The organism is Streptomyces sp. CB02980, from assembly GCF_014451325.2.
Taxonomy (GTDB): domain Bacteria; phylum Actinomycetota; class Actinomycetes; order Streptomycetales; family Streptomycetaceae; genus Streptomyces.
Window position 1 is genome coordinate 288,201 of the sequence record NZ_JACSCH020000008.1, and the last position, 20,540, is coordinate 308,740.

General features: G+C 71.5%; 22 protein-coding genes. 14 read left to right on the forward strand and 8 right to left on the reverse strand.

From position 1 onward, the window contains the following. Positions 1-72: 72 nt before the first annotated feature. Positions 73-723 carry a DUF305 domain-containing protein gene (locus tag E0F75_RS19385; RefSeq protein WP_187623772.1) on the reverse strand — a complete coding sequence of 217 codons (651 nt, stop codon included), beginning with the start codon at positions 721-723 and terminating at the stop codon, positions 73-75. A 272-nt stretch (positions 724-995) separates the two neighbouring features. Here E0F75_RS19385 and E0F75_RS19390 point away from each other — a divergent pair, with 272 nt between their 5' ends. Then, entirely contained in the window at positions 996-2,435 is a 1,440-nt protein-coding gene (locus E0F75_RS19390) for an LVIVD repeat-containing protein (protein WP_187623859.1), read from the forward strand. Here the strand turns inward: E0F75_RS19390 and E0F75_RS19395 are convergent. From E0F75_RS19395 to E0F75_RS19410, 4 genes are all read right to left on the reverse strand, one after another. After that, on the reverse strand, positions 2,429-3,106 hold the full coding sequence (locus tag E0F75_RS19395; protein ID WP_187623773.1) for a TetR/AcrR family transcriptional regulator: 678 nt from the start codon (positions 3,104-3,106) through the stop codon (positions 2,429-2,431). The two genes, E0F75_RS19390 and E0F75_RS19395, sit on opposite strands and share 7 nt — an antisense overlap. 129 nt (positions 3,107-3,235) lie before the next feature. Next, complete coding sequence (locus tag E0F75_RS19400) at positions 3,236-3,919, reverse strand: phosphatase PAP2 family protein (RefSeq protein ID WP_187623774.1); 684 nt, start codon at positions 3,917-3,919, stop codon at positions 3,236-3,238. Positions 3,920-4,008: 89 nt separating this feature from the next. Continuing rightward, positions 4,009-4,950: a M56 family metallopeptidase gene (locus tag E0F75_RS19405; RefSeq protein ID WP_187623775.1), complete on the reverse strand. Its 942-nt coding sequence runs from the start codon at positions 4,948-4,950 to the stop codon at positions 4,009-4,011. 118 nt (positions 4,951-5,068) lie between these two features. Next, positions 5,069-5,656, reverse strand: a complete 588-nt coding sequence (locus tag E0F75_RS19410) for a DUF5134 domain-containing protein (protein WP_187623776.1) — start codon at positions 5,654-5,656, stop codon at positions 5,069-5,071. 172 nt (positions 5,657-5,828) lie between these two features. Here E0F75_RS19410 and E0F75_RS19415 point away from each other — a divergent pair, with 172 nt between their 5' ends. The 6 genes from E0F75_RS19415 to E0F75_RS19440 all read left to right on the forward strand — a co-directional run bounded on the left by E0F75_RS19415 (position 5,829) and on the right by E0F75_RS19440 (position 11,218). After that, positions 5,829-6,380, forward strand: coding sequence for a GNAT family N-acetyltransferase (locus E0F75_RS19415; protein WP_187623777.1), 552 nt, complete (start codon positions 5,829-5,831; stop codon positions 6,378-6,380). Positions 6,381-6,537: 157 nt separating this feature from the next. Beyond that, positions 6,538-7,953 carry a DUF6421 family protein gene (locus tag E0F75_RS19420; RefSeq protein WP_187623778.1) on the forward strand — a complete coding sequence of 472 codons (1,416 nt, stop codon included), beginning with the start codon at positions 6,538-6,540 and terminating at the stop codon, positions 7,951-7,953. Positions 7,954-7,988: 35 nt separating this feature from the next. After that, entirely contained in the window at positions 7,989-8,750 is a 762-nt protein-coding gene (locus E0F75_RS19425) for an SDR family oxidoreductase (protein WP_187623779.1), read from the forward strand. Next, complete coding sequence (locus tag E0F75_RS19430) at positions 8,747-9,826, forward strand: low specificity L-threonine aldolase (RefSeq protein WP_187623860.1); 1,080 nt, start codon at positions 8,747-8,749, stop codon at positions 9,824-9,826. The genes E0F75_RS19425 and E0F75_RS19430 overlap by 4 nt, the downstream gene beginning before the upstream one ends. 73 nt (positions 9,827-9,899) lie before the next feature. Then, positions 9,900-10,499 (forward strand): transglutaminase family protein, encoded by a 600-nt coding sequence (locus E0F75_RS19435; protein WP_187623780.1) that lies wholly within the window; start codon positions 9,900-9,902, stop codon positions 10,497-10,499. Positions 10,500-10,525: 26 nt separating this feature from the next. Continuing rightward, a complete protein-coding gene (locus E0F75_RS19440) occupies positions 10,526-11,218 on the forward strand; it encodes a B3/4 domain-containing protein (protein WP_187623781.1) in 693 nt (230 codons plus the stop codon). A gap of 85 nt (positions 11,219-11,303) precedes the next feature. Here E0F75_RS19440 and E0F75_RS19445 read toward each other — a convergent pair whose 3' ends face one another. After that, positions 11,304-12,026: a 1-acyl-sn-glycerol-3-phosphate acyltransferase gene (locus E0F75_RS19445; RefSeq protein ID WP_187623782.1), complete on the reverse strand. Its 723-nt coding sequence runs from the start codon at positions 12,024-12,026 to the stop codon at positions 11,304-11,306. Between the two features lie 225 nt (positions 12,027-12,251). Between E0F75_RS19445 and E0F75_RS19450 the strand changes: the two genes are divergently transcribed. The 5 genes from E0F75_RS19450 (at position 12,252) to E0F75_RS19470 (ending at position 16,778) form a co-directional block, all read left to right on the forward strand. Next, positions 12,252-12,587: a TlpA family protein disulfide reductase gene (locus tag E0F75_RS19450; protein ID WP_374115413.1), complete on the forward strand. Its 336-nt coding sequence runs from the start codon at positions 12,252-12,254 to the stop codon at positions 12,585-12,587. Between the two features lie 197 nt (positions 12,588-12,784). Continuing rightward, entirely contained in the window at positions 12,785-13,315 is a 531-nt protein-coding gene (locus tag E0F75_RS19455; protein ID WP_187623783.1) for a flavin reductase family protein, read from the forward strand. A 199-nt stretch (positions 13,316-13,514) separates the two neighbouring features. Further along, entirely contained in the window at positions 13,515-14,300 is a 786-nt protein-coding gene (locus tag E0F75_RS19460; protein WP_187623784.1) for an electron transfer flavoprotein subunit beta/FixA family protein, read from the forward strand. Between the two features lie 54 nt (positions 14,301-14,354). Beyond that, positions 14,355-15,317: an electron transfer flavoprotein subunit alpha/FixB family protein gene (locus E0F75_RS19465; protein WP_187623785.1), complete on the forward strand. Its 963-nt coding sequence runs from the start codon at positions 14,355-14,357 to the stop codon at positions 15,315-15,317. A gap of 171 nt (positions 15,318-15,488) precedes the next feature. Continuing rightward, entirely contained in the window at positions 15,489-16,778 is a 1,290-nt protein-coding gene (locus E0F75_RS19470; protein WP_187623786.1) for an aldolase/citrate lyase family protein, read from the forward strand. A 111-nt stretch (positions 16,779-16,889) separates the two neighbouring features. Here the strand turns inward: E0F75_RS19470 and E0F75_RS19475 are convergent, their stop codons facing one another. Then, a complete protein-coding gene (locus E0F75_RS19475) occupies positions 16,890-17,924 on the reverse strand; it encodes a LacI family DNA-binding transcriptional regulator (RefSeq protein ID WP_187623787.1) in 1,035 nt (344 codons plus the stop codon). A 195-nt stretch (positions 17,925-18,119) separates the two neighbouring features. On the opposite strand from E0F75_RS19475, the gene E0F75_RS19480 reads away from it, so the two are divergent. After that, entirely contained in the window at positions 18,120-19,067 is a 948-nt protein-coding gene (locus tag E0F75_RS19480) for an ROK family protein (RefSeq protein WP_187623788.1), read from the forward strand. A 33-nt stretch (positions 19,068-19,100) separates the two neighbouring features. Here E0F75_RS19480 and E0F75_RS19485 read toward each other — a convergent pair whose 3' ends face one another. Next, complete coding sequence (locus tag E0F75_RS19485) at positions 19,101-19,280, reverse strand: hypothetical protein (RefSeq protein WP_187623789.1); 180 nt, start codon at positions 19,278-19,280, stop codon at positions 19,101-19,103. Between the two features lie 156 nt (positions 19,281-19,436). Between E0F75_RS19485 and E0F75_RS19490 the strand changes: the two genes are divergently transcribed. Continuing rightward, positions 19,437-20,471 (forward strand): NUDIX hydrolase, encoded by a 1,035-nt coding sequence (locus tag E0F75_RS19490; protein ID WP_187623790.1) that lies wholly within the window; start codon positions 19,437-19,439, stop codon positions 20,469-20,471. Positions 20,472-20,540: the final 69 nt, after the last annotated feature.

A 20,540-nucleotide genomic window follows, 5' to 3' on the forward strand; every position in this document is an offset into this window, starting at 1 on the left:
CGTGAGGACGCGACGGCCTGGGCGCCGGTGAGGGGACGCGCCCCAGGGGGTGAGCCCCGCGGTGCCGTGCCCCTACAGTCCCCGCATCCTCCCGATCTCCGCCGACTGCTGGGCGATCACGTCGTTCGCCATCTCCTCCACGAGGACGTTGTTGCCCTCGCTCAGCACCTCGGCGGCCATCGTCACCGCCCCCTCGTGGTGCGTGATCATCAGCTTCAGGAACAGCTCGTCGAAGGCCTTGCCCTTCGCGTTCCCGAGCTGCTTCAGCTGTGCCTCGCTCGCCATGCCCGGCATCGAGTGGTGGTCGTGGCCCGCCTGTTCGCGCGGGCCGCCGTTGTTTTTCAGCCAACCTTCCATCGCGCCGATCTCCGGCTTCTGCGCCGCCGCGATCCGCTCGGCGACCCCCTTCACCTGAGCCGAGGCCGCCCGCTGCGGGGCCAGCGCGGTCATGGTGAGGGCCTGCCGGTGGTGCACGATCATCATCTGCGCGTAGGCGAAGTCGGCGCTGTTCGGGCTCTGGTCCGGCAGCAGCTTCGCGGCCTCCTCGGGGGATATCCGCCTGGCCGCTTCGCCGGGCTTGCCCGGCGCGATCACCGTCCCGGTCGATCCCTTCGCCGCCTCCGGAGAACCCTTGTCGGGCCCGGACTCGCAGGCGGTCAGGGCGAGTACGGCGACGGCGGACAGGGCCACGGCGACGACGGCACGCTGACGGCGGATCAACAACGCGACCTCCAGATGTTCTTGCGGGGACAGTGACCGTTCCTAGCACTTTTCTCGGGGCTACCGATCAAAAACCTTCATTACGTCTGTGTTGCCATCTGTTGAGATGTGCACGGCAAGGAAGATACTGCCGGGGTCCAACACCCGTTCAACGCTGAACGGATACCAGGGAGGACGGAGTGACTTCGTTGCGTACCCCGCGTACCACGTCCATCACGCGCGACCCGCGTGCCAGGCTCAGACGCCTTGGCGTGGCATCCGCCGCGGCCGGACTGATGGCCACACTGCTCGTGGCCGGCCCCGCCACCGCGACCCCCGACCCCGGAGACGTGCCCGCTCAGGGCAAGGTCTCCTCGGGGCAGGCGGCCGAGGCGCGTGCCGCGATACAGAGCGGTGAGATACCCGGCGTGGACGAGATCGTCCACAGCTCGAACATCGAGCACCTTGCCAACATCCCCAAGGACGCCCTCCCGGGCACCAACTCGGACCTCGCCTTCCAGGGCAGGTACGCCTTCGCCGGCAACTACGACGGCTTCCGGATCTTCGACATCAGCAACCCGAAGTCCCCGAAGACCGTCGCCCAGGTCCTCTGCCCGGGCTCCCAGAACGACATCTCCGTCTCCGGGGACCTGCTGTTCCTCTCGACGGACTCCTCCCGGAGCGACAACTCCTGCGCCAGCACGACGCAGCCCGCCTCGGTCAAGGAATCCTGGGAGGGCATGAAGATCTTCGACATCAGCGACGTCCGGAACCCGAAGTACGTCGCCGCCGTCGAGACCGCGTGCGGCTCGCACACCAACACGCTGGTTCCCAAGAAGCGGGACGTCTACATCTACGTCTCGTCGTACTCGCCCAACGCCGCGTTCCCGGACTGCCAGCCCCCGCACGACGGCATCTCTGTCATCAAGGTGCCCCGCAGGGCGCCCGAGAAGGCCGCGCTCGTCGGCTTCCCCGTCCTCTTCCCGGGCGAGGGCCCGGACGGCGGCGGCAACCCCGGTGGCCCGACCAACCCGGGTGTCTCCAAGACCACGGGCTGCCACGACATCACCGTGCTCCCGGAGAAGGACCTCGCGGCCGGCGCCTGCATGGGTGACGGCATCCTCTTCGACATCGAGGACCCCGAGCACCCGCGGGTGATCGACCGTGTCCAGGACAACGTCAACTTCGCGTTCTGGCACTCCGCGACCTTCAACCAGAAGGCCAACAAGGTCGTCTTCACCGACGAGCTCGGCGGCGGCGGCGCGGCCACCTGCAACGCCGAGGTCGGCCCGAACCGCGGTGCCGACGGCATCTACGACATCGTCGGCAAGGGCAAGAAGAGCAAGCTCGTCTTCCGCAGCTACTTCAAGATCCCGCGACACCAGGCCGACACCGAGAACTGCGTCGCCCACAACGGCTCGCTGATCCCGGTCAAGGGCAAGGACATCATGGTCCAGGCCTGGTACCAGGGCGGCATCTCCGTCTGGGACTTCACCGACTCCCGCAAGCCCAAGGAGATCGCCTACTTCGAGCGCGGCCCGCTGTCCGCCACCACCATCGCCACCGGTGGCTCGTGGTCCGCGTACTACTACAACGGCTACATCTACTCGAACGACATCGCCAAGGGCTTCGACGTCCTGAAGCTCTCCGACCGCCGTACCGACCCCGCGAAGCGGATCCGGATGGACGAGCTCAACGTCCAGACCCAGCCGGACTACTTCGACTTCGGTCACTGACCGGAGTCGTGACCGCCGGCCGTCGGCTCACGACGGCCGGCTGACGGCCTGACCACCGGCGCGCCGTCGGGCGGACCCCCGTCCGGCGGCGCGCCCGCCTCCCAGTCCAGGCCGTAGCGGTGGAACAGCTCCGACCGCAGCCGTGCCAGCGGCATCTGCGCCCCCGGCAGCAGCACCGCCACCACCGCGCCCATCAGCAGGGCGCGCAGCATCGGATAGTCCGTGTCCACGTCCTCGGAGCCGTACCGCGTCACCGTGTCCCGCAGCAGGAACGCGAGGCGCTGCTGCTCCGGGCACTGCACGAAGCCCTCGGCCTGCAGGATGCCCGCCATATGGGTCCGCATCAGGGTCGGCCGGTCCGCGGCGAGCCCCAGGATCGCGTCGATCGCGCGGGCCATGCGCTCGCGGCCGTCCTCCGTGCGCGGCTCGCGCTCCAGCGCCTCCTCCAGGGTGAGGTGCATCAGCCGGTGCACCGCCGACTGGAGGAGCTGCCGCTTGCCCGGGAAGTAGTACGAGATCAGCCCCCGCGCCGAACCGGCCCGCTCCGCGATGTCGCCGAGTGTCGTCGCCTCGTAGCCCCGAGTGTCGACGAGCTCCACCGTGGCCTGCAGAATGCGCTCCCGGGACCTGCGGCGGAGCTCTTCATTGACCGATGGGCTACGCGGGGACATGCTTGACTCCTGCGTTGACTGGCTGCCGGCCAATATACTCGGCGCATCCCGTCGGGCTGCCCTCGTGACAGACCGCCGGGGATGCCGTCTGTTCTGGGCGACACGGGGGATCGTCCAGAACAGGCGGCTTCATCCTGTTCCTCCCATTCTGCTCCCCTCGCCGTCGCCCTCTCCGGGGCCGGCCCGGGGGTCACGACGCTCGCGCCGGCGGTACGTCAGGACCGCGGTGGCCACACAGCACCAGCCGAGCAGCCAGCCCCCGAGCACGTCCGAGGGCCAGTGCACGCCCAGATAGACCCGCGTCCACCCCACCCCGAGCACCGAGACGACCGCCGCGCTCGCGAGGGCGCCCCAGCCGCGCCACTCGCCGCGCCACCGCAGCGCGAGGACCCAGAGCAGCAGCCCGCAGGTGACCATGGCCGTCATCGCGTGCCCGGACGGGAAGGCGGCGAAGCGCGCCGAGTCGACCGGATCGGTCCACTGCGGCCGGTCCCGCCCCACCAGCGTCTTGAGGGCTTGCTGGAGCCCCACGGCCAGCAGGCTCGTCACGGCCACCCACAGGGCGAGCCGCCGCTCCCGCCCCCACCACAGCAGCACCACCGTGGCGGCGGCCAGCGCGCGCATCGTCCACGGGTCCCACACCCAGTCGCTGAGGAAACGGTGCACCTGGGTCAGCCCGGGCTCGGCCACCGCGTCACGGTGGAGTGTCTCGGTCACCGACCGGTCGAAGGAGAGCAGGGGCGTCCACCCCACGGCGACGAGGACGAGCAGGAGAACGGCCAGGACCCCGGAGATCACGGCGGAGGAGCGCATGCGTCGATCCTGCCCGACGATCGGCTCCGGCTGATCCTTCCCGCCCCCCGCGCGCGCCGTCGCCCGCGACCGGACCGGCGAGCCTGCCGTCACCCCTGTCCCAGCGCGCTGAGCGCCGGGACGAAGGCCACGAGCACCGGGACCACCGGCACCAGGGAGGCGGCCGCGGTCAGCCGGAGCCGGCGGCCCGCGGTGAGCCGGGGCGCCGCGGTCAGCAGCCGGTTCACCCGGCGCGGCAGATCGCCGTACGGGGCCTGACCGGGCCCGAACACGCCCCGGTCCTCGTTGAGTTCGACCAGCGCGAGCGCGATCGTCAGCCGCCCGAACCGGCGCGAGGCCACATCGTCGGCGGCCAGCTCCACCAGCCGGTGCATCTCCTCGCGGAAGGCCGCGAAGACCGGGATCCCCGGGAACCCGGCGGCCAGCGCCGCCGAGGAGTGCAGCAGCCAGTCGTGCCGGGCGCGCGCGTGCCCCTGCTCGTGCGCGAGGACGGCGTCCAGCTGACGCCCCTTCAACCGCCGCAGCGCCGCCGTGGTGATGACCAGCTGGGGTGTGCTCCCCGCCAGCCACCAGGCGTTCGCCCGCTCGCCCTCCAGGACCACGAGGCGCTCGCCGCCCGGCTGCTCGCCGGGGAGCAGGGGTGCGCGGACGAGCAGATCGCAGCGGCGCCGTCTGCGCCGCGACCGGGCCTGGCTGAACTCCCGGCCCAGCATCGCCCCGGACCACACCCCGCCGGCCGCCAGGGCCACCGCGAGCACCGCGGACCAGGGTCCGGTCGTCCCCAGTTCGTACGCGTCGACCACCGCGCGCGGCGCGGGCGCGAAGATCTGCCCCCGTACGGCCTGCCAGGCGGTCGACGCGCTGAACGTCATGGAGAGCGCGAAGCTCAGCAGCACGGCGGCGATCACGCATTGCCACACCCAGAGGGCCACCACGGGTTCTCGCTCGACCCAGTCCGCCCGCGACAGCAGCCGGGGGGCCGCGAGGGCGGTCAGAACTCCGAGCAGGAACAGCGCGAGGGAGACCCACATGGCGCCAGCCTATGAGCGCGGTACTGGTCGGGGGTATGCCCCGGGGCGGCAAGTGACGTACGCCACGGTTTGGTTGAGCCGGGCCGCCCTCAAAGCCAGGTCGGGCGCCGGGCGGCACTCACAGCGTCACCAGCATGGCCAGCATCGCGAGGGCCATCGACAGCCGGCAGGCGAGCGCCAGCTCCGGGCGGGCCGCCCAGGCCGGCCGCGGCCCGCGGCCCGGGCCGCCCGCCGTCGCCGTCACTGTCGCCGGTACCGCGACCGGCACCAGTCCCGTGCCCGCGTGCAGCACGTACGCCATGTAGTAGAGGAGCAGCCCGCCCGTGAGGGCGGGTATGCCGCCCGCCGTGCCCGCCGTGTGTCCCGTGTGCGCCCCCGCGCCGGGAGCCGCCATCGACAGCGCCATGTAGACCATGGCGAGCGAGCCGACGAAGTGGTGCAGATGGTGTCCGCCGTGCCGGACCGCCGCGAGACCGTGCAGCGCGGCGCCGCCGAACACCGCCGCGTAGACCGCCCAGCTCCACTCCGGCGGGGTGAGCACCGCCCCGGGCAGCGCCATCGACGCCATCCCGAAGCCCATCACCGCCTCGCCGCCCGCGGCCCGCCGCTCCTCCCCGGCGGACGCGCGCATCCGCAGCAGGCAGTACACGCCCGTCACCGCGCAGAGCACGACCATCAACCACCCGGACAGGGCCGGTCCGTGCACGGCACACCTCCCCCTCGACGCGGTCCCCTTCCCGGAGGATGCCCGCGCCCGTCCGGACACACGCAGGCGCACGGGTGCGTACAGGCGTACGAGGGGGAGTGAAAGGTACGGGCGTTAGGCTCGGGACGATCGCGTACGGCGATCGTCAGCGCCCGAGGGGAGCCCCGTTCACATGGACACCGCCACGTCGCACGAGACAGGCCGGATCAGCTACCGCGAGGCGGTCCTGGAGGACGTCCCGGCCCTCGTCCCGCTCGTGGAGTCGGCCTACCGGGGCGACGCCAGCCGCGGCGGCTGGACCACCGAGGCGGACATCCTCCAGGGGCAGCGCACCGACCCCGAGGGTGTCGCCGCCGTGATCACCACGCCGGACAGCCGGCTCCTGGTCGTCGAGCGCGACGGCGGGATCGTCGCCTGCTGCCAGCTGGAGCACCGCGGCGAGGCCGCCTACTTCGGGATGTTCGCGGTCCGCCCCGAACTCCAGGGAGCGGGTCTGGGCAAGCAGATCATCGCGGAGGCCGAACGCCGGGTGCGCGAGCTGTGGGACGTCCGCGAGATGCACATGACGGTGATCTCCGTACGGGAGGAGCTCATCGCCTGGTACGAGCGCCGCGGCTACCGGCGCACCGGGCGGATGACCCCCTTCCCGTACGGCGATGAGCGCTTCGGTCTGCCCCAGCGCGAGGACCTGGAGTTCGAGCTCCTGGTGAAGCCGCTGAGCTGACGAACGCGGCGGAAGGGTGGCTTCCCCCCTGGCTGACAGGAAAAACTTCTGTGATCAGGGGGGTCGCACAGGATAATTTCTCTTGCCCCCTCTTGTGGCCGAGAACCGTCCACGGTTACGGTGTCTTAACGCGAGGTTCTCCTGTGAAGGAAGAGGCATGACGGAAATTCTTGTGCAGGACGTGACTGGTGGGGGGATATCCACCACCGCCCGGGTGATCGACCACCCCGCCTGGCCCGAGCTCAAGAATGCCGTGGAGGAGATCCGCAGCTGGCAGAGCGCGGACGGCTCCATCGACTTCGAGCGCGAGGGCGCGCCCGCCAAGGCCCTGGCCGAGCTGACCCTCGGCCGGGTCACCGCCGCGGTCGAGCAGCTCTCCCCGCTCGTCCCGCACGACGGCGCCTACCACCGCGCCCTCGTCTCCGACCTGCGCAAGTGGGCCGAGAGCGGCTTCACCGTCCCGGACTTCCTGGACTCGCTGCTCGCCTTCCAGCCGGCCGCCGACCGCGTGGACGGGCTCCAGCACCTGGTGCTGTTCCCGATGTACACGCAGAACGGCAACCCCGACCGCAACCTCGAAGCCGTCGTGCTCCGCATGGTGTGGCCGGAGTGGCTCGCCGAGCTCGAGCGCACCCGCTACGACAACCCGCTGTTCTGCGGGATCACCTTCGAGGACTTCACCGCCGGGTACGACACCAACTCGGCCGTCCTCTTCCCGGAGACCATCGCCGTCCGCGAGGCCCCCGAGCGCTTCACCTGGGGCGGGATCTTCTGCGACCGCGAGGCCGCCCGCTTCCGCAAGGTCACCGAGGCCGCCGTCGACACCCTCGGCATCCAGCTGCCCGCCGACATCGCCGCGATGATCGAGGACCAGGAGCGCTGCGAGAAGGCCTTCGTGCTCTGGGACATGGTCCACGACCGCACCCACAGCCACGGCGACCTGCCGTTCGACCCCTTCATGATCAAGCAGCGCCAGCCCTTCTGGATGTACGGCCTCGAGGAGCTCCGCTGCGACCTCACCGCCTTCAAGGAGGCCGTGAAACTGGAGGCCGAGGGCAACACCCACGGCCGTGACGTGCAGTACGCGGTCCTCTTCGACCGGATGTTCCGCTTCCCGCTCTCCGGCGACCGCAACCGCAACTACGACGGTCTCGGCGGCCAGCTCCTCTTCGCGTACCTCCACAAGAACGACGTGGTGCGCTGGACGGACAACACCCTCAAGATCGACTGGCAGCGGGCCCCCGAGGTCACCAACCAGCTCTGCGCCGACATCGAGAAGCTCTACCGCGACGGCATCGACCGCCCCAAGCTCGTCCACTGGTTCAAGGCGTACGAGCTCGTCTCCACCTACCTCGCCCCGCACCCGGGCTCGAAGTGGGCCAAGGGTCCCGACGCCCTCGACCTCTCCCTCCCGCCCCGCAAGCTCGTCGACGACGTGCTTCCGGACGAGTTTCCGCTCAGCATGTTCTTTGAGGCCCTCGCCAAGAAGCTGAAGGGCGTGATCGCCGACACCAAGGGGATCACCGCCGCCGACGTCTCGCGGACCGAGCAGGCCGAGCGGGCTGCCGCGTGAGCGCTCGTACCGACGACACGGAGGAGGCGTCGCCCATGACCGCCAACGGAAACGGCGGGCCGCTCGACGGCGCCGTCATCGCGGTCGCCGGTGCGGCCGGCCCGGCCGGTCGCGCGGCGCTGATGCGCCTCGCCGAAGCGGGCGCGACCGTCGTCGGCTCCGACGCCGACCCGGCGCGCCTCGCGGAGGCCGTCGACGCCGCCCGCTACGCCCACGGCGGCGCCAAGGTGGTCGGTGACACCGTCGACCTGCTCGACCTGGACGCCACGCGCGACTGGGCCGCGAAGACCGAGAAGGAGTTCGGCCGGATCGACGGCCTGGTCCACCTCGTCGGCGGCTGGCGCGGCAGCTCCTCCTTCACGGAGACCGACCTCGCGGACTGGGACTTCCTGGAGAAGCTCCTCATCCGCACGGTCCAGCACACCTCGCTCGCGTTCCACGACGGGCTGCTGCGGGCCGGCGGTCGCGGTCGCTACGCCCTGATCAGCCAGGTCGGCGCGCACAAGCCGCTCGCCAACAACGCCGCGTACAACGCCGGCAAGGCGGCCGCCGAGGCCTGGACCCTCGCGATGGCCGACTCGTTCCGCAAGCTGGGGGGCGACGACGGCCCGCAGGCGGCGGCTGCGATCCTGGTGATCAAGGCATTGGTGCACGACGCCATGCGCGCCGAACGCCCCAACGCGAAGTTCGCGGGCTTCACCGACGTCAAGGACCTGGCCGATGAGATCGCCGGGCTCTGGGACAAGCCCGCCCAGGAAGTGAATGGACAGCGTCTGTGGCTGACCCCCAAGCCGTGACCGCGGCCCTCGGCCCCAGGACCGACGCACGTCGTCACCACGACCCGTCGGTCCGGGGCTTCGCCAGCGACAACTACGCCGGCGCCCACCCCGAGGTCCTCGCGGCCCTCGCCCTCGCCAACGACGGCCACCAGGTCGCCTACGGCGAGGACCAGTACACCGAGCACCTCCAGCGGATCATGCACAGCCACTTCGGCCCCAGCGCCGAGGCCTTCCCGGTCTTCAACGGGACCGGGGCGAACGTGACCGCCCTCCAGGCGCTCACCGACCGCTGGGGCGCCGTCATCTGCGCCGAGTCCGCGCACATCAACGTGGACGAGGGCGGGGCGCCGGAGCGCATGGGCGGCCTCAAGCTGCTCACCGTGCCGACCCCGGACGGCAAGCTCACCCCCGAGCTGATCGACCGGCAGGCCTGGGGCTGGGAGGACGAGCACCGGGCGATGCCGCAGGTCGTCTCGATCACCCAGAACACCGAGCTGGGCACCGTCTACACGGTGGACGAGATCCGCGCGATCGTCGAACACTCCCACGCCAAGGGCATGAAGGTGCACCTCGACGGGGCCCGGATAGCCAACGCCGCCGCCTCGCTCGACGTGCCGATGCGCGCGTTCACCAACGCCGTGGGCGTCGACGTCATCTCGTACGGCGGCACGAAGAACGGCATGCTCTTCGGTGAGGCGATCGTCGTCCTCAACCCCGACGCGGTCAGCCACATGAAGCACCTGCGCAAGCTGTCCATGCAGCTCGCGTCGAAGATGCGCTTCGTGTCGGTGCAGCTGGAGGCCCTCCTCGCGAAGGACCTGTGGCTGCGCAACGCCCGCCACGCCAACGCGATGGCCCAGCGCCTCGCGGCCGGCGTGCGCGAGCTGGACGGGGTGGAGATCCTGTACCCGGTGCAGGCCAACGCGGTCTTCGCGCGCCTGCCGCACGAGGTCACCCGGCGGCTCCAGGAGCGGTTCCGCTTCTACTTCTGGGACGAGACGGCCGGCGACGTGCGCTGGATGTGCGCCTTCGACACCACGGAGGACGATGTGGACGCCTTCCTCCAGGCCCTGAAGGAAGAGCTGGCCCGCTAACTCACTGCATGGATATACGGCCGGACGGAAAGTCATTGACTTCCGTCCGGCCGTTTCCGTACGCTCCACGCGCATGGAACTCATCCAGCAGAACCCCGACATCTCCGCCTATCTGGCCGCGAGCGAGGCCGTCGACCATGGCCATCCGGTGGTCCGGGCGGCCGTGCACCGCCTCACCGATGAGCACCCCGACGCATACGCATACGCCGAAGCGGCCTACCGGTACGTACGCGACACCGTCCCGCACTCCGCCGACGCCGACGACCCCCGCGTCACCTGGCGTGCCTCCGACGTCCTGGAGCAGCGCACCGGCATCTGTTACGCCAAGTCGATCGCGTACACCGCACTCCTGCGGGCCCGTGGCATCCCGGCCGCCCTCTGCTACCAGCGGCTCGCCGACGACGACGGCTCGAACCCGGTGGTCCACGGTCTCGTCGCCGTACTGCTGCCCGGGGAGCGGACCTGGGCCCGCCAGGACGTGCGAGGGAACAAGCCCGGAGTCGACGCCCGGTTCTCCCTGCGGGAGGAGCGACTGGCCTGGACGGTGCGACCAGAGTTCAATGAAGTGGATTATCCAGTGCTCTACACTGAACCGCATGCGGCTGTTCTGGACGCGCTGCGCGCCGCGCCCGACCGGCCCCACCTCTGGCGGACGCTCCCCACGGAGCTCTGACCCCGGACATCAGCGAACGGCGGACCATGACCCTCACGCTCACCGTCTCCGACGAGGTGCGCACCCTCGTACCCGGCTTCACCGCTCTGGTGATCGAGGCCCACGGCCTGGTCAACGGGCCCAGCGACGAGGCCAGTTCGGCCCTCCTCGACGACGCCGCGCGACGGCTCGCCGAGCGGCTCGACGGCCGGACCCCGGACCGGGACCCGCACATCGCCGCCTGGCGCGCCGCGTACACCGCGTTCGGCGCCAAGCCCTCCCGTACCCGCAACTCCGCGGAGGCGCTCGCCAAGCGGGCGCTCGCGGACGGCGGGCTGCCCCGCATCAACCGGCTCGTCGACGCCTACAACGCGGTGAGCGTCGCCCACCTCATCCCGGTCGGCGGCGAGGACCTGGGCAGGATCCGGGGCGCCATGCGCCTGGTCCGCGCCACCGGCGACGAACCCTTCGTCACCACGGCGGGCGGCGCTGAGACGGTGGAGCACCCCGAGGCCGGGGAGATCGTCTGGTGCGACGAGGAGGGCGTGACCTGCCGCCGCTGGAACTGGCGCCAGGGCCCCCGTACCCGCATCGACGACGACACCGTCGACTCGTTCTTCCTGCTCGAGTCGCTCGCCCCGATGACCCGGGACGAGCTGCTCGCGGCGGGTGCCGAGCTGGCGGAGTCCCTGGAGAAGCTCAGCCCGGAAGCCCGGATCACGGTCCGCGACCCGGAGTGACGATGTGTCCGCGACCCCGGCGTGACGATGCGCCCGCGACCCGGAGTGACGATTCAGCGGGATGCCGTTCGGCGGCGCCCCGTTGTCAGCCGGCTTCCTTGACCTGGGCCGGAGTCGGAGCCGTACCTCCGAGGTGCGCGGGCACCCACCACGTGTCGTTCGCGTCCTTGGGGCGCACCGGGTAGGCGCGCTGCGCGGCCTCCAGGAGCTCCTGGACGCGCTCGCGCAGCCGCCGCGTGATGGCGCCCGCGTACTGGTCGGCGGGAGCCATCACGGGCTCGCCGACGCGGATCGTCACCGGGATGTGGCTGCGCTTGAAGTTGCGGGGACGGCCCTTGGTCCAGACGCGCTGCGTACCCCAGAGGGCCATCGGGATCAGCGGGACCCCGGCCTCCTGGGCGAGCCGCGCCGCACCCGTCTTGAAGCCCTTGAGGGTGAACGACTGGGAGATGGTCGCCTCGGGGAAGACACCGATGATCTCGCCGGCCCGCAGCGACTCCAGCGCGTGCTTGTAGGCGTGCTCGCCCGCCGAGCGGTCCACCGGGATGTGCTTCATGCCGCGCATCAGCGGCCCCGAGACCTTGTGCCGGAAGACCGAGTCCTTCGCCATGAAGCGCACGAGACGCTTCTGCGGGAGCGCGGCCAGGCCCGTGAAGATGAAGTCCAGATAGCTGATGTGATTGGAGACGAGCACCGCGCCACCCGTGCGCGGGATGTGCTCCGAACCCTGCGTGTCGATCTTCAGGTCGAGCGCCTTGAACATGGTCAGAGCGGCGCCGATGACCGGCCGATACACGAGTTCTGCCATCTGAGAGGAACCCTTCTTCTGTGCCTGGGGAGGGTTCTCCCGGCGAAGTTACGCAGCCGTAGGTTTTCGGCTTTGGGCAGATCGTGCCCCATGTGGGCCGCCGTGACCAGTCCAGGCGGCTTCGTACAGGGAGATTCTCGTCACTCGCGGTGGTCGTGGCGGGAATCGAACCCTGCCGTGCGACGCTGCACCAGGTGAGACGGCCGAAAGAGAAGGGAAACAGGGGTGACCGACATTCCCGGGATACCCGGAACCGACACGCTGGGACCCGAGGCGCTGGGCGTCGCACTGGGGGAGCGGGCCACCCTCGTCCAGTTCTCCACCGCGTTCTGTCAGCCGTGCCGCGCCACCCGGCGCACCCTCGCCGAGGTCGCCGCGATGGTCCCGGGCGTCGGGCACGTGGAGATCGACGCCGAGGAGCGGCTCGATCTCGTACGTGCCCTCGGCATCGCCAGGACCCCCACCGTCCTCGTCCTCGACCGGACGGGGCGTGTCGTCCGCCGGGCCTCGGGACAGCCCCGCAGGGCGGACGTCATCGCCGCCCTGGGGCGGGCGGTCTGACGCGGTGACACTTCTCCCACATCCCGGTACGCACTTGACTGCACGCGGCAACGATCGCCACTCTGACGGGGTGCCCCAAGAACTCCTTCTCTACGGCCGGACCCACGTGGACCTGGCCCGCAACGCGAGCGCGCGCTGTCCGGGTGTCTGACCACCCCCGGACCTCTCTCATGCCGCCCTCCCAGAAGGACAACTCCATGACGGTCACGCCCGACCTCCGGCCCGGCACCGTTCCCACCATCGGCGCACCCCGCCAGGCCTCTCCGGATCTGCTCCGCTCCGTCTTCCGCCGGCACGCGGCCGGCGTCGCGGTCGTCACCGCGCACGGGGAGCGCCCCGTCGGCTTCACCGCGACCTCGCTCAACTCCGTCGCCGCCGAACCCCCGCTCATCTCCTTCGGGGTGGGCACCACCTCCTCCAGCTGGCCCGTGCTCGCCGAGGCCGAGCACATCGGCGTCCACATACTCGGCGAACACCAGCAGGAACTCGCCGCCACCTTCGCCCGCAGCGGGGCCGACCGCTTCGGCGAGGGGACCCGCTGGAGCCTGGGGCCCGAGGGCGTGCCCGTACTCGACGGCGTACTCGCCTGGCTGGTCTGCCGCGTGGTCGCCCGGGTGCCCGCCGGTGACCACCGGATCGTGATCGCCCAGGCCGTCGCCGGGGACCCGGACGGGGCGGGCCGGCCGCTCCTCTATCATCACGGCCGCTTCAACGCGCTGCGCGACTGAAGGTTCCCGTGCGCGCCGCTCTCCGCGCGTTGGGCAGATCACACCGCTGAGCGCTTGCTTACTGGTAACGGACTGGGTGTACTGGCGAGTAATATTTCGGTCGGGGCGTCCGGCGCCCCGACCGGAAACCCGCCCTTCAGGCGCCTATGCTGCGAGCAACAAGGCAGCCCAGTTATGACGATGCAGTAGGAGAGCCGGCGTGAGCTTGAGGATCGTTGTCTGTGTGAAGTACGTGCCCGACGCGACCGGAGACCGGAAGTTCGCGGACGACCTGACGGTCGACCGCGACGACGTCGACGGCCTGCTGTCGGAGCTCGACGAGTACGCCGTCGAGCAGGCACTGCAGATCGCCGAAGAGGCGGACGACGCCGAGGTCACCGTGCTGACGGTCGGCCCCGAGGACGCCAAGGACGCGCTCCGCAAGGCGCTTTCCATGGGCGCCGACAAGGCCGTCCACGTCGAGGACGACGACCTGCACGGCACCGACGTCATGGGCACCTCGCTGGTGCTCGCCAAGGCGATCGAGAAGACCGGCTACGACGTCGTCATCGCCGGTATGGCCTCCACCGACGGCACCATGGGTGTCCTCCCGGCGATCCTCGCCGAGCGCCTGGGCGTCCCGCAGGTCACGCTGCTCTCCGAGGTGAAGATCGAGGACGGCAAGGTGACCGGCCGTCGCGACGGCGACACCGCCTCCGAGCAGCTCGAGGCCTCCCTGCCGGCCGTCGTCTCCGTGACCGACCAGTCCGGCGAGGCGCGCTACCCGTCCTTCAAGGGCATCATGGCCGCCAAGAAGAAGCCGGTGGAGTCCCTGGAGCTGGACGACCTGGACATCGACGCGGACGAGGTCGGCCTCGCCGGTGCCTGGACCGCGGTCGACTCCGCCGCCGAGCGTCCGGCGCGCACCGCCGGCACGATCGTCAAGGACGAGGGCGAGGGCGGCAAGCAGCTCGCCGAGTTCCTCGCGAGCCAGAAGTTCATCTAAGGCTCGCGCGAGCCGCTCAGACCGTCCCTTTCGTTCGCAGGAGATTGAAGTCCCATGGCTGAGATTCTCGTCTACGTCGACCACGTCGACGGAGCCGTCCGCAAGCCCACCCTGGAGCTGCTGACCCTCGCCCGCCGCATCGGCGAGCCGGTCGCCGTCGCGCTGGGCAACGGCGCCGCCGACACCGCCGCCGTCCTCGCCGAGCACGGCGCGGTGAAGGTCCTGACCGCCGACGCCCCCGAGTTCACCGAGTACCTCGTCGTCCCCAAGGTCGACGCGCTCCAGGCCGCGTACGAGGCTGTCTCCCCGGCCGCCGTGCTCGTCCCGTCCTCCGCCGAGGGCAAGGAGATCGCCGCCCGCCTCGCGGTCCGCATCGGCTCCGGCATCATCACGGACGCCGTGGACCTGGAGGCCGGTGACGAGGGCCCGGTCGCGACGCAGTCCGCGTTCGCCGCCTCCTTCTCCACCAAGTCCCGTGTCTCCAAGGGCACCCCGGTCATCACGGTCAAGCCGAACTCGGCCCCCGTCGAGGCCGCCCCGGCCGCCGGTGCCGTCGAGGCCCTCGCGGTCTCCTTCGGCGCGCTGGCCACCGGCACCAAGGTGACCGCCCGCACCCCCCGCGAGTCGACCGGCCGCCCGGAGCTCACCGAGGCCGCGATCGTGGTCTCCGGTGGCCGTGGCGTCAACGGTGCCGAGAACTTCGGCATCATCGAGGCGCTCGCCGACTCGCTCGGTGCCGCCGTCGGCGCCTCGCGTGCCGCCGTCGACGCCGGCTGGTACCCGCACTCCAACCAGGTCGGTCAGACCGGCAAGTCGGTCTCGCCGCAGCTGTACATCGCCTCCGGCATCTCCGGCGCGATCCAGCACCGCGCGGGCATGCAGACCTCGAAGACGATCGTCGCGATCAACAAGGACGCCGAGGCGCCGATCTTCGACCTGGTCGACTACGGCGTCGTGGGCGACCTCTTCGATGTCGTCCCGCAGCTGACCGAAGAGGTCAAGTCCCGCAAGGGCTGATCTCGCCGCGCAGGCGTGACCTGCGCTTCTGTACGGTCCGGGGGCCGCGTGGTGATGATCACCGCGCGGCCCCCGGTCGTTTCGGACAACCATTGACTCAGGTCCCGACGGACTACTAACTTCGCCATACGGATTGTTGATTCCGTGAAGCGGAAAATAGGAGGATGTGGGATGGGTCAGCAGGAGAAGGTGTCGACGAGCCTCGCGGGCGCGGTCAGCGAGGGCATCAGCGCCTCCCTCGCAGCGGTGGACGCCGAGCTGGACCGCCGCTACCCGGGAGACCCCGGCACCCGCCAGCCCGTCCACACCGTCTACGTCCCCGGCAACGTCTTCGAGGCCGGCACCATCCGTTCCTGGGGTGACCAGGCCCTCGCCGCCCTCGACGAGCACGCCCCCGACGCCGCCTCCTTCGCCGCCGTGCTCGGCCTCTCCGACGACCTCGCCGAGGACGTCTACGACCGCGTGGTCGCCAAGCTGCGGCGCGAGCCCGTCGAGGACCTCCGGGTCGACTTCGAGGACGGCTACGCCGGTGCCGACGAGGACCAGGACGCCGCCCGCGCCGCCCGGCTGATCTCGGAGGCGTACGCGAACGGCACGGCCGCCCCGTACATGGGCATCCGGATGAAGTGCATGGAGTCCGCGGTACGCGACCGGGGAATCCGCACCACCGACGTCTTCCTCACCGGCCTCCTGGAGAACGGCGGCCTGCCCGACGGGCTCGTCCTCACCCTCCCCAAGGTCACCTACCCCGAGCAGGTCTCCGCCTTCGTCCGGCTCCTGGAGGCCTTCGAGAAGGCCCACGGCCTCGACGCCGGCCGCCTCGGCTTCGAGATCCAGATCGAGACCAGCCAGTCCATCCTCGCCACCGACGGCACCGCCGCCGTCGCCCGCATGATCGGCGCCGCCGAGGGCCGCGCCACCGGACTGCACTACGGCACCTTCGACTACAGCGCCTGCCTCGGCGTCTCCGCCGCCTACCAGGCCAGCGACCACCCGGCCGCCGACCACGCCAAGGCGATCATGCAGGTCGCCGCGGCGGGCACGGGCGTACGGGTCTCCGACGGCTCCACCAACGTCCTCCCGGTCGGCTCCACCGAGCACGTCCACGAGGCCTGGCGCCTCCACTACGGCCTCACCCGCCGCGCGCTCGCCCGCGCGTACTACCAGGGCTGGGACATGCACCCGGGCCACATCCCCACCCGCTACGCCGCCGTCTTCGCCTTCTACCGCGAGGGCTTCGAGGCCGCCGCCAAGCGCCTCTCCGCGTACGCCAACCACGCGGGCGGCGATGTGATGGACGAGCCGGCGACCGCCAAGGCCCTCAGCTCCTACCTGCTGCGCGGCATCGACTGCGGCGCCCTCGACACCGCCGAGGTCGACGCGCTCACGGGCATGAACCGCGCGGCCCTCGACCGCTTCGCGGCCCCGCGCCGCGGCGACCTGACGGCCTCCGCCGAGTAGCGGGAGCGCCGTCGGGGCCGCCGCGTCGGCCGCCCCGACGGCTGCTGTGCGGACCGCGGGGGCTCGGACCGCCGCCGCTCGGGGTGACGGCCCCGAGCCGACGGCCGTCGCTCAGACGGCCGACGGCGGAATCTCGCCCGAACCGCGCGCCAGGAGCGAGGTGCCGAGCACCACCCGCTCCGGCGCGTCGTCGGCCCCGTCGAGACGCCGGAACAGACGCTCCGCCGCCGTCCGGCCGAGCGCGGCCGCGTCCTGGGCGATGACCGTGATGCCGAGCAGGTCGGCCAGTTCCATGTCGTCGAAGCCGACGAGGGCCACCGGCCGCGGGCGCCCCGCGAGAGCGCGGACCACCGTGACCATCACCCGGTTGTTCCCCGCGAACAGCGCCGTCACGGGCTCCGTCGCGTCCAGCATCTCCCGTACGGCCGTCCTCACCCGCTCCGGCTCCGTGGAGCCCAGCGAGACCCAGGAGTCGTCGACCGGCAGGCCCGCGTCCTCCATCGCCGTGCGGTAGCCGCGCAGCCGCTCGGACGCGGTGTGGATACGCGGCCGGTCGCCGATGAAGCCGATCCGGCGGTGTCCGTGGGCGATCAGATGGGCCACGCCGTCGCGCGCCCCGCCGAAGCTGTCGGACAGCACGGCGTCGGCGTCGATCAGCCCCGCGGGGCGGTCGACGAAGACGGTGGCGACACCCGCCCTGATCTCCGGCTCCAGATAGCGGTGATCGTCACCGGCGGGGATGACGATCAGGCCGTCGACCCGACGCGCGCAGAGGGCGAGCGCCAGCTCCTGCTCCCGGGCCGGGTCCTCGGCGCTCGAACCGTTGATGAGCAGCGCCCCGTGCGCCCGCGCGACCTCCTCGATCGCCCGGCTGAGCGGCCCGTAGAACGGGTCGGCGAGATCCTCCAGTACCAGGCCGACGGTCGCCGTCCTGCCCTTGCGCAGGACCCGCGCGCTGTCGTTGCGGCGGAAGCCGAGGACCTCGATGGCCTCCTGGACCCGTCGCTCGGTGTCCGGGGTGACCCCGGGCTCGCCGTTCACGACCCGGGACACCGTCTTCAGGCCGACGCCCGCGCGCGCGGCGACGTCCTTCATCGTGGGCCGGATGCCGTAGCGGTGCTCGGTGCGGCGGGCGATGTCGGCCACGGTGCGCGGTTCCTCCGTCGAAGGTCGGGTCGTCCGGCCGAAGAGCGGTTCGGCCGGTCGTACGGCGGTGTCTGATCGACTCCCTGGCCGAATCATAGGGCCTGGACAACGTTGTCATGGGAAGGGAGACTGTACGGAACGGGACACCATAGACAACGTTCCGTCCGCTCGTCGCCGACTGGAGACCCCGCGCCCATGCAGACCGATCCCGCCACGGGCCCCCTCGACGGACTCGTCGTCGCTCTCGACATCGGGGGCACCAAGATCGCCGGCGCCCTGGTCGACGAGGAGGGGCGCATCCGCGTCCGCTCCCAGCGGCCCACGCCCGCGCGTGAGGACGGCGAGACGGTGATGGGCGCGGTCGGGGACGTGCTCGCCGAGCTCGCGGGCTCGCCCCTGTGGGAGGCCGCCGGGGCCGTCGGCATCGGCAGCGCGGGCCCGGTCGACGCGTACCGGGGGACCGTCAGCCCGGTCAACGTGCCCGGCTGGCGCGACTTCCCGCTGGTCGAACGGGTCCACAAGGCGACGGGCGGACGGCCCGTCACCCTGGTCGGCGACGGCGTCGCCATGACGGCCGCCGAGCACTGGCTCGGCGCCGCCCGCGGCCACGACAACGCCCTCTGTCTCGTGGTCTCCACGGGCGTCGGCGGCGGCCTCGTCCTCGGTGGAAAGGTCCACCCCGGTCCCACCGGCAACGCCGGTCACATCGGCCACATGGTGGTGGACATGGACGGCGAGCCCTGCGCCTGCGGCGGACGCGGCTGTGTCGAACGGATCGCCAGCGGCCCGCACATCGCCCGCCGCGCCCTGGAGAACGGCTGGCGCCCGGGGCCCGACGGCGACGCCTCCGCGGCCGCCGTGGCCGCCGCTGCGCGCGCGGGGGACCCGGCCGCCGTCGCCTCGTTCGAGCGGGCGGCCCAGGCTCTCGCGGCGGGCATCGCCGCGACGGCGACCCTCGTCGAGATCGACATCGCGGTCGTCGGCGGCGGGGTGGCGGGCGCCGGAGAGATCCTCTTCGCCCCGCTGCGCCGCGGCCTCGCCACGTACGCCACGCTCGACTTCGTCCGGAACCTGACGGTCGTCCCGGCCCTCACGGGCACGGACGCGGGCCTCCTGGGCGCCGCCGCGGCGGCGGTGTCCTGAGGCGCCCGCCCGGCGGGCGGGACCCCCGGCTCATCACTCCCGTAGCCGCTCCGCCGTCCGTTGTTCGACGATCACCAGGAAGGCGTCGGACTCCAGGTCCATGACGACCCGGGCCGCCACCCCCTCGTCCCTGCGCGCCCCGGCGAACTCCTCCGCCGGCCAGCTGCCCCGCGGGCCGCCGGCCGGAAATCGTTCGAGAACCCTGCGACTCATCTCTCCGCACCCCCTCGTGCTTGCCGTTCTCAACGACCCCCGCGCGGAAGTGTCACGCTCATGCCCAAGCGGACGCATATGCCAGGACATGCGTTCGTGGTTTTCGTGGCAGGGTGTTGGGGGCAATCCACAGGGGGCTGTCGAAGAGGGGGAATCGTGATCGTCTGGGTCAACGGTGCGTTCGGCGCGGGGAAGTCCAGCACCGCGCGCGAGCTGGTCGATCTGATCCCGAACAGCACGCTGTACGACCCCGAGGTCACCGGCGGGGGCCTGCGCGGCATGCTGCCGGCCAAGCGGCTCGCCGAGGTCGAGGACTACCAGGACCTGCCGATCTGGCGGCGCCTGGTGGTCGACACCGCCGCCGCCCTGCTCGCCGAGCTCGGCGGAGTCCTGGTCGTCCCCATGACCCTGCTGCGCCAGGAGTACCGCGACGAGATCTTCGGCGGGCTCGCCGCCCGCCGCATCGACGTCCGCCATGTGCTGCTGGCCCCGGAGGAAACGATCCTGCGGCAGCGGATCGACGACAGGTCCGAGTACGGCGACCCCGACGTCGACGCCCGCGTCCGGGAGTGGTGTCACGGCCATCTCGCGCCGTACCGGGCCGCGCTCGGCTGGCTCGCCGCCGAGGCGTACGTGGTCGACACCTCGGCGCTCACCGTGGCCGAGGCCGCCCGGTCCGTCGCCGACGCGGTCCGGGCCGGCCGTGCCGCCCCCTGCGGCATCGTCCAGACCCCCGAACCGACCGGCGAGACCGTCGCCGCCGGAGTCCTGCTCTTCGACGAGCGGGATCGTTTCCTCCTGGTCGACCCCACCTACAAGCCGGGCTGGGAGTTCCCCGGCGGTGTCGTCGAGGCCGGCGAACCCCCGGCCCGCGCCGGAATGCGCGAGGTGGCCGAGGAGATAGGCCTCGAACTCGACGCCGTGCCCCGCCTCCTGCTCGTCGACTGGGAACGCCCCAAGCCGCCCGGGTACGGCGGACTCCGCCTCCTCTTCGACGGCGGCACGCTCGGCCCCGCCGACACGGAACGCCTCCACCTACCCGGCGCCGAACTCCGCGACTGGCGCTTCGTCACCGAGGAGGAGGCCGCCGACCTCCTGCCCCCCGTCCGCTACCGCCGCCTCCGCTGGGCCCTGCGCGCCCGCGAACGCGGCACGGTGCTCAACCTGGAGGCCGGGGACCCGGTGGGCTGACGGCCACGACCGGGAGACCCGGTGGGCCGACGGTCGCGGCCGGGCGTCCCGGTGGTGGGCCGACGGTCG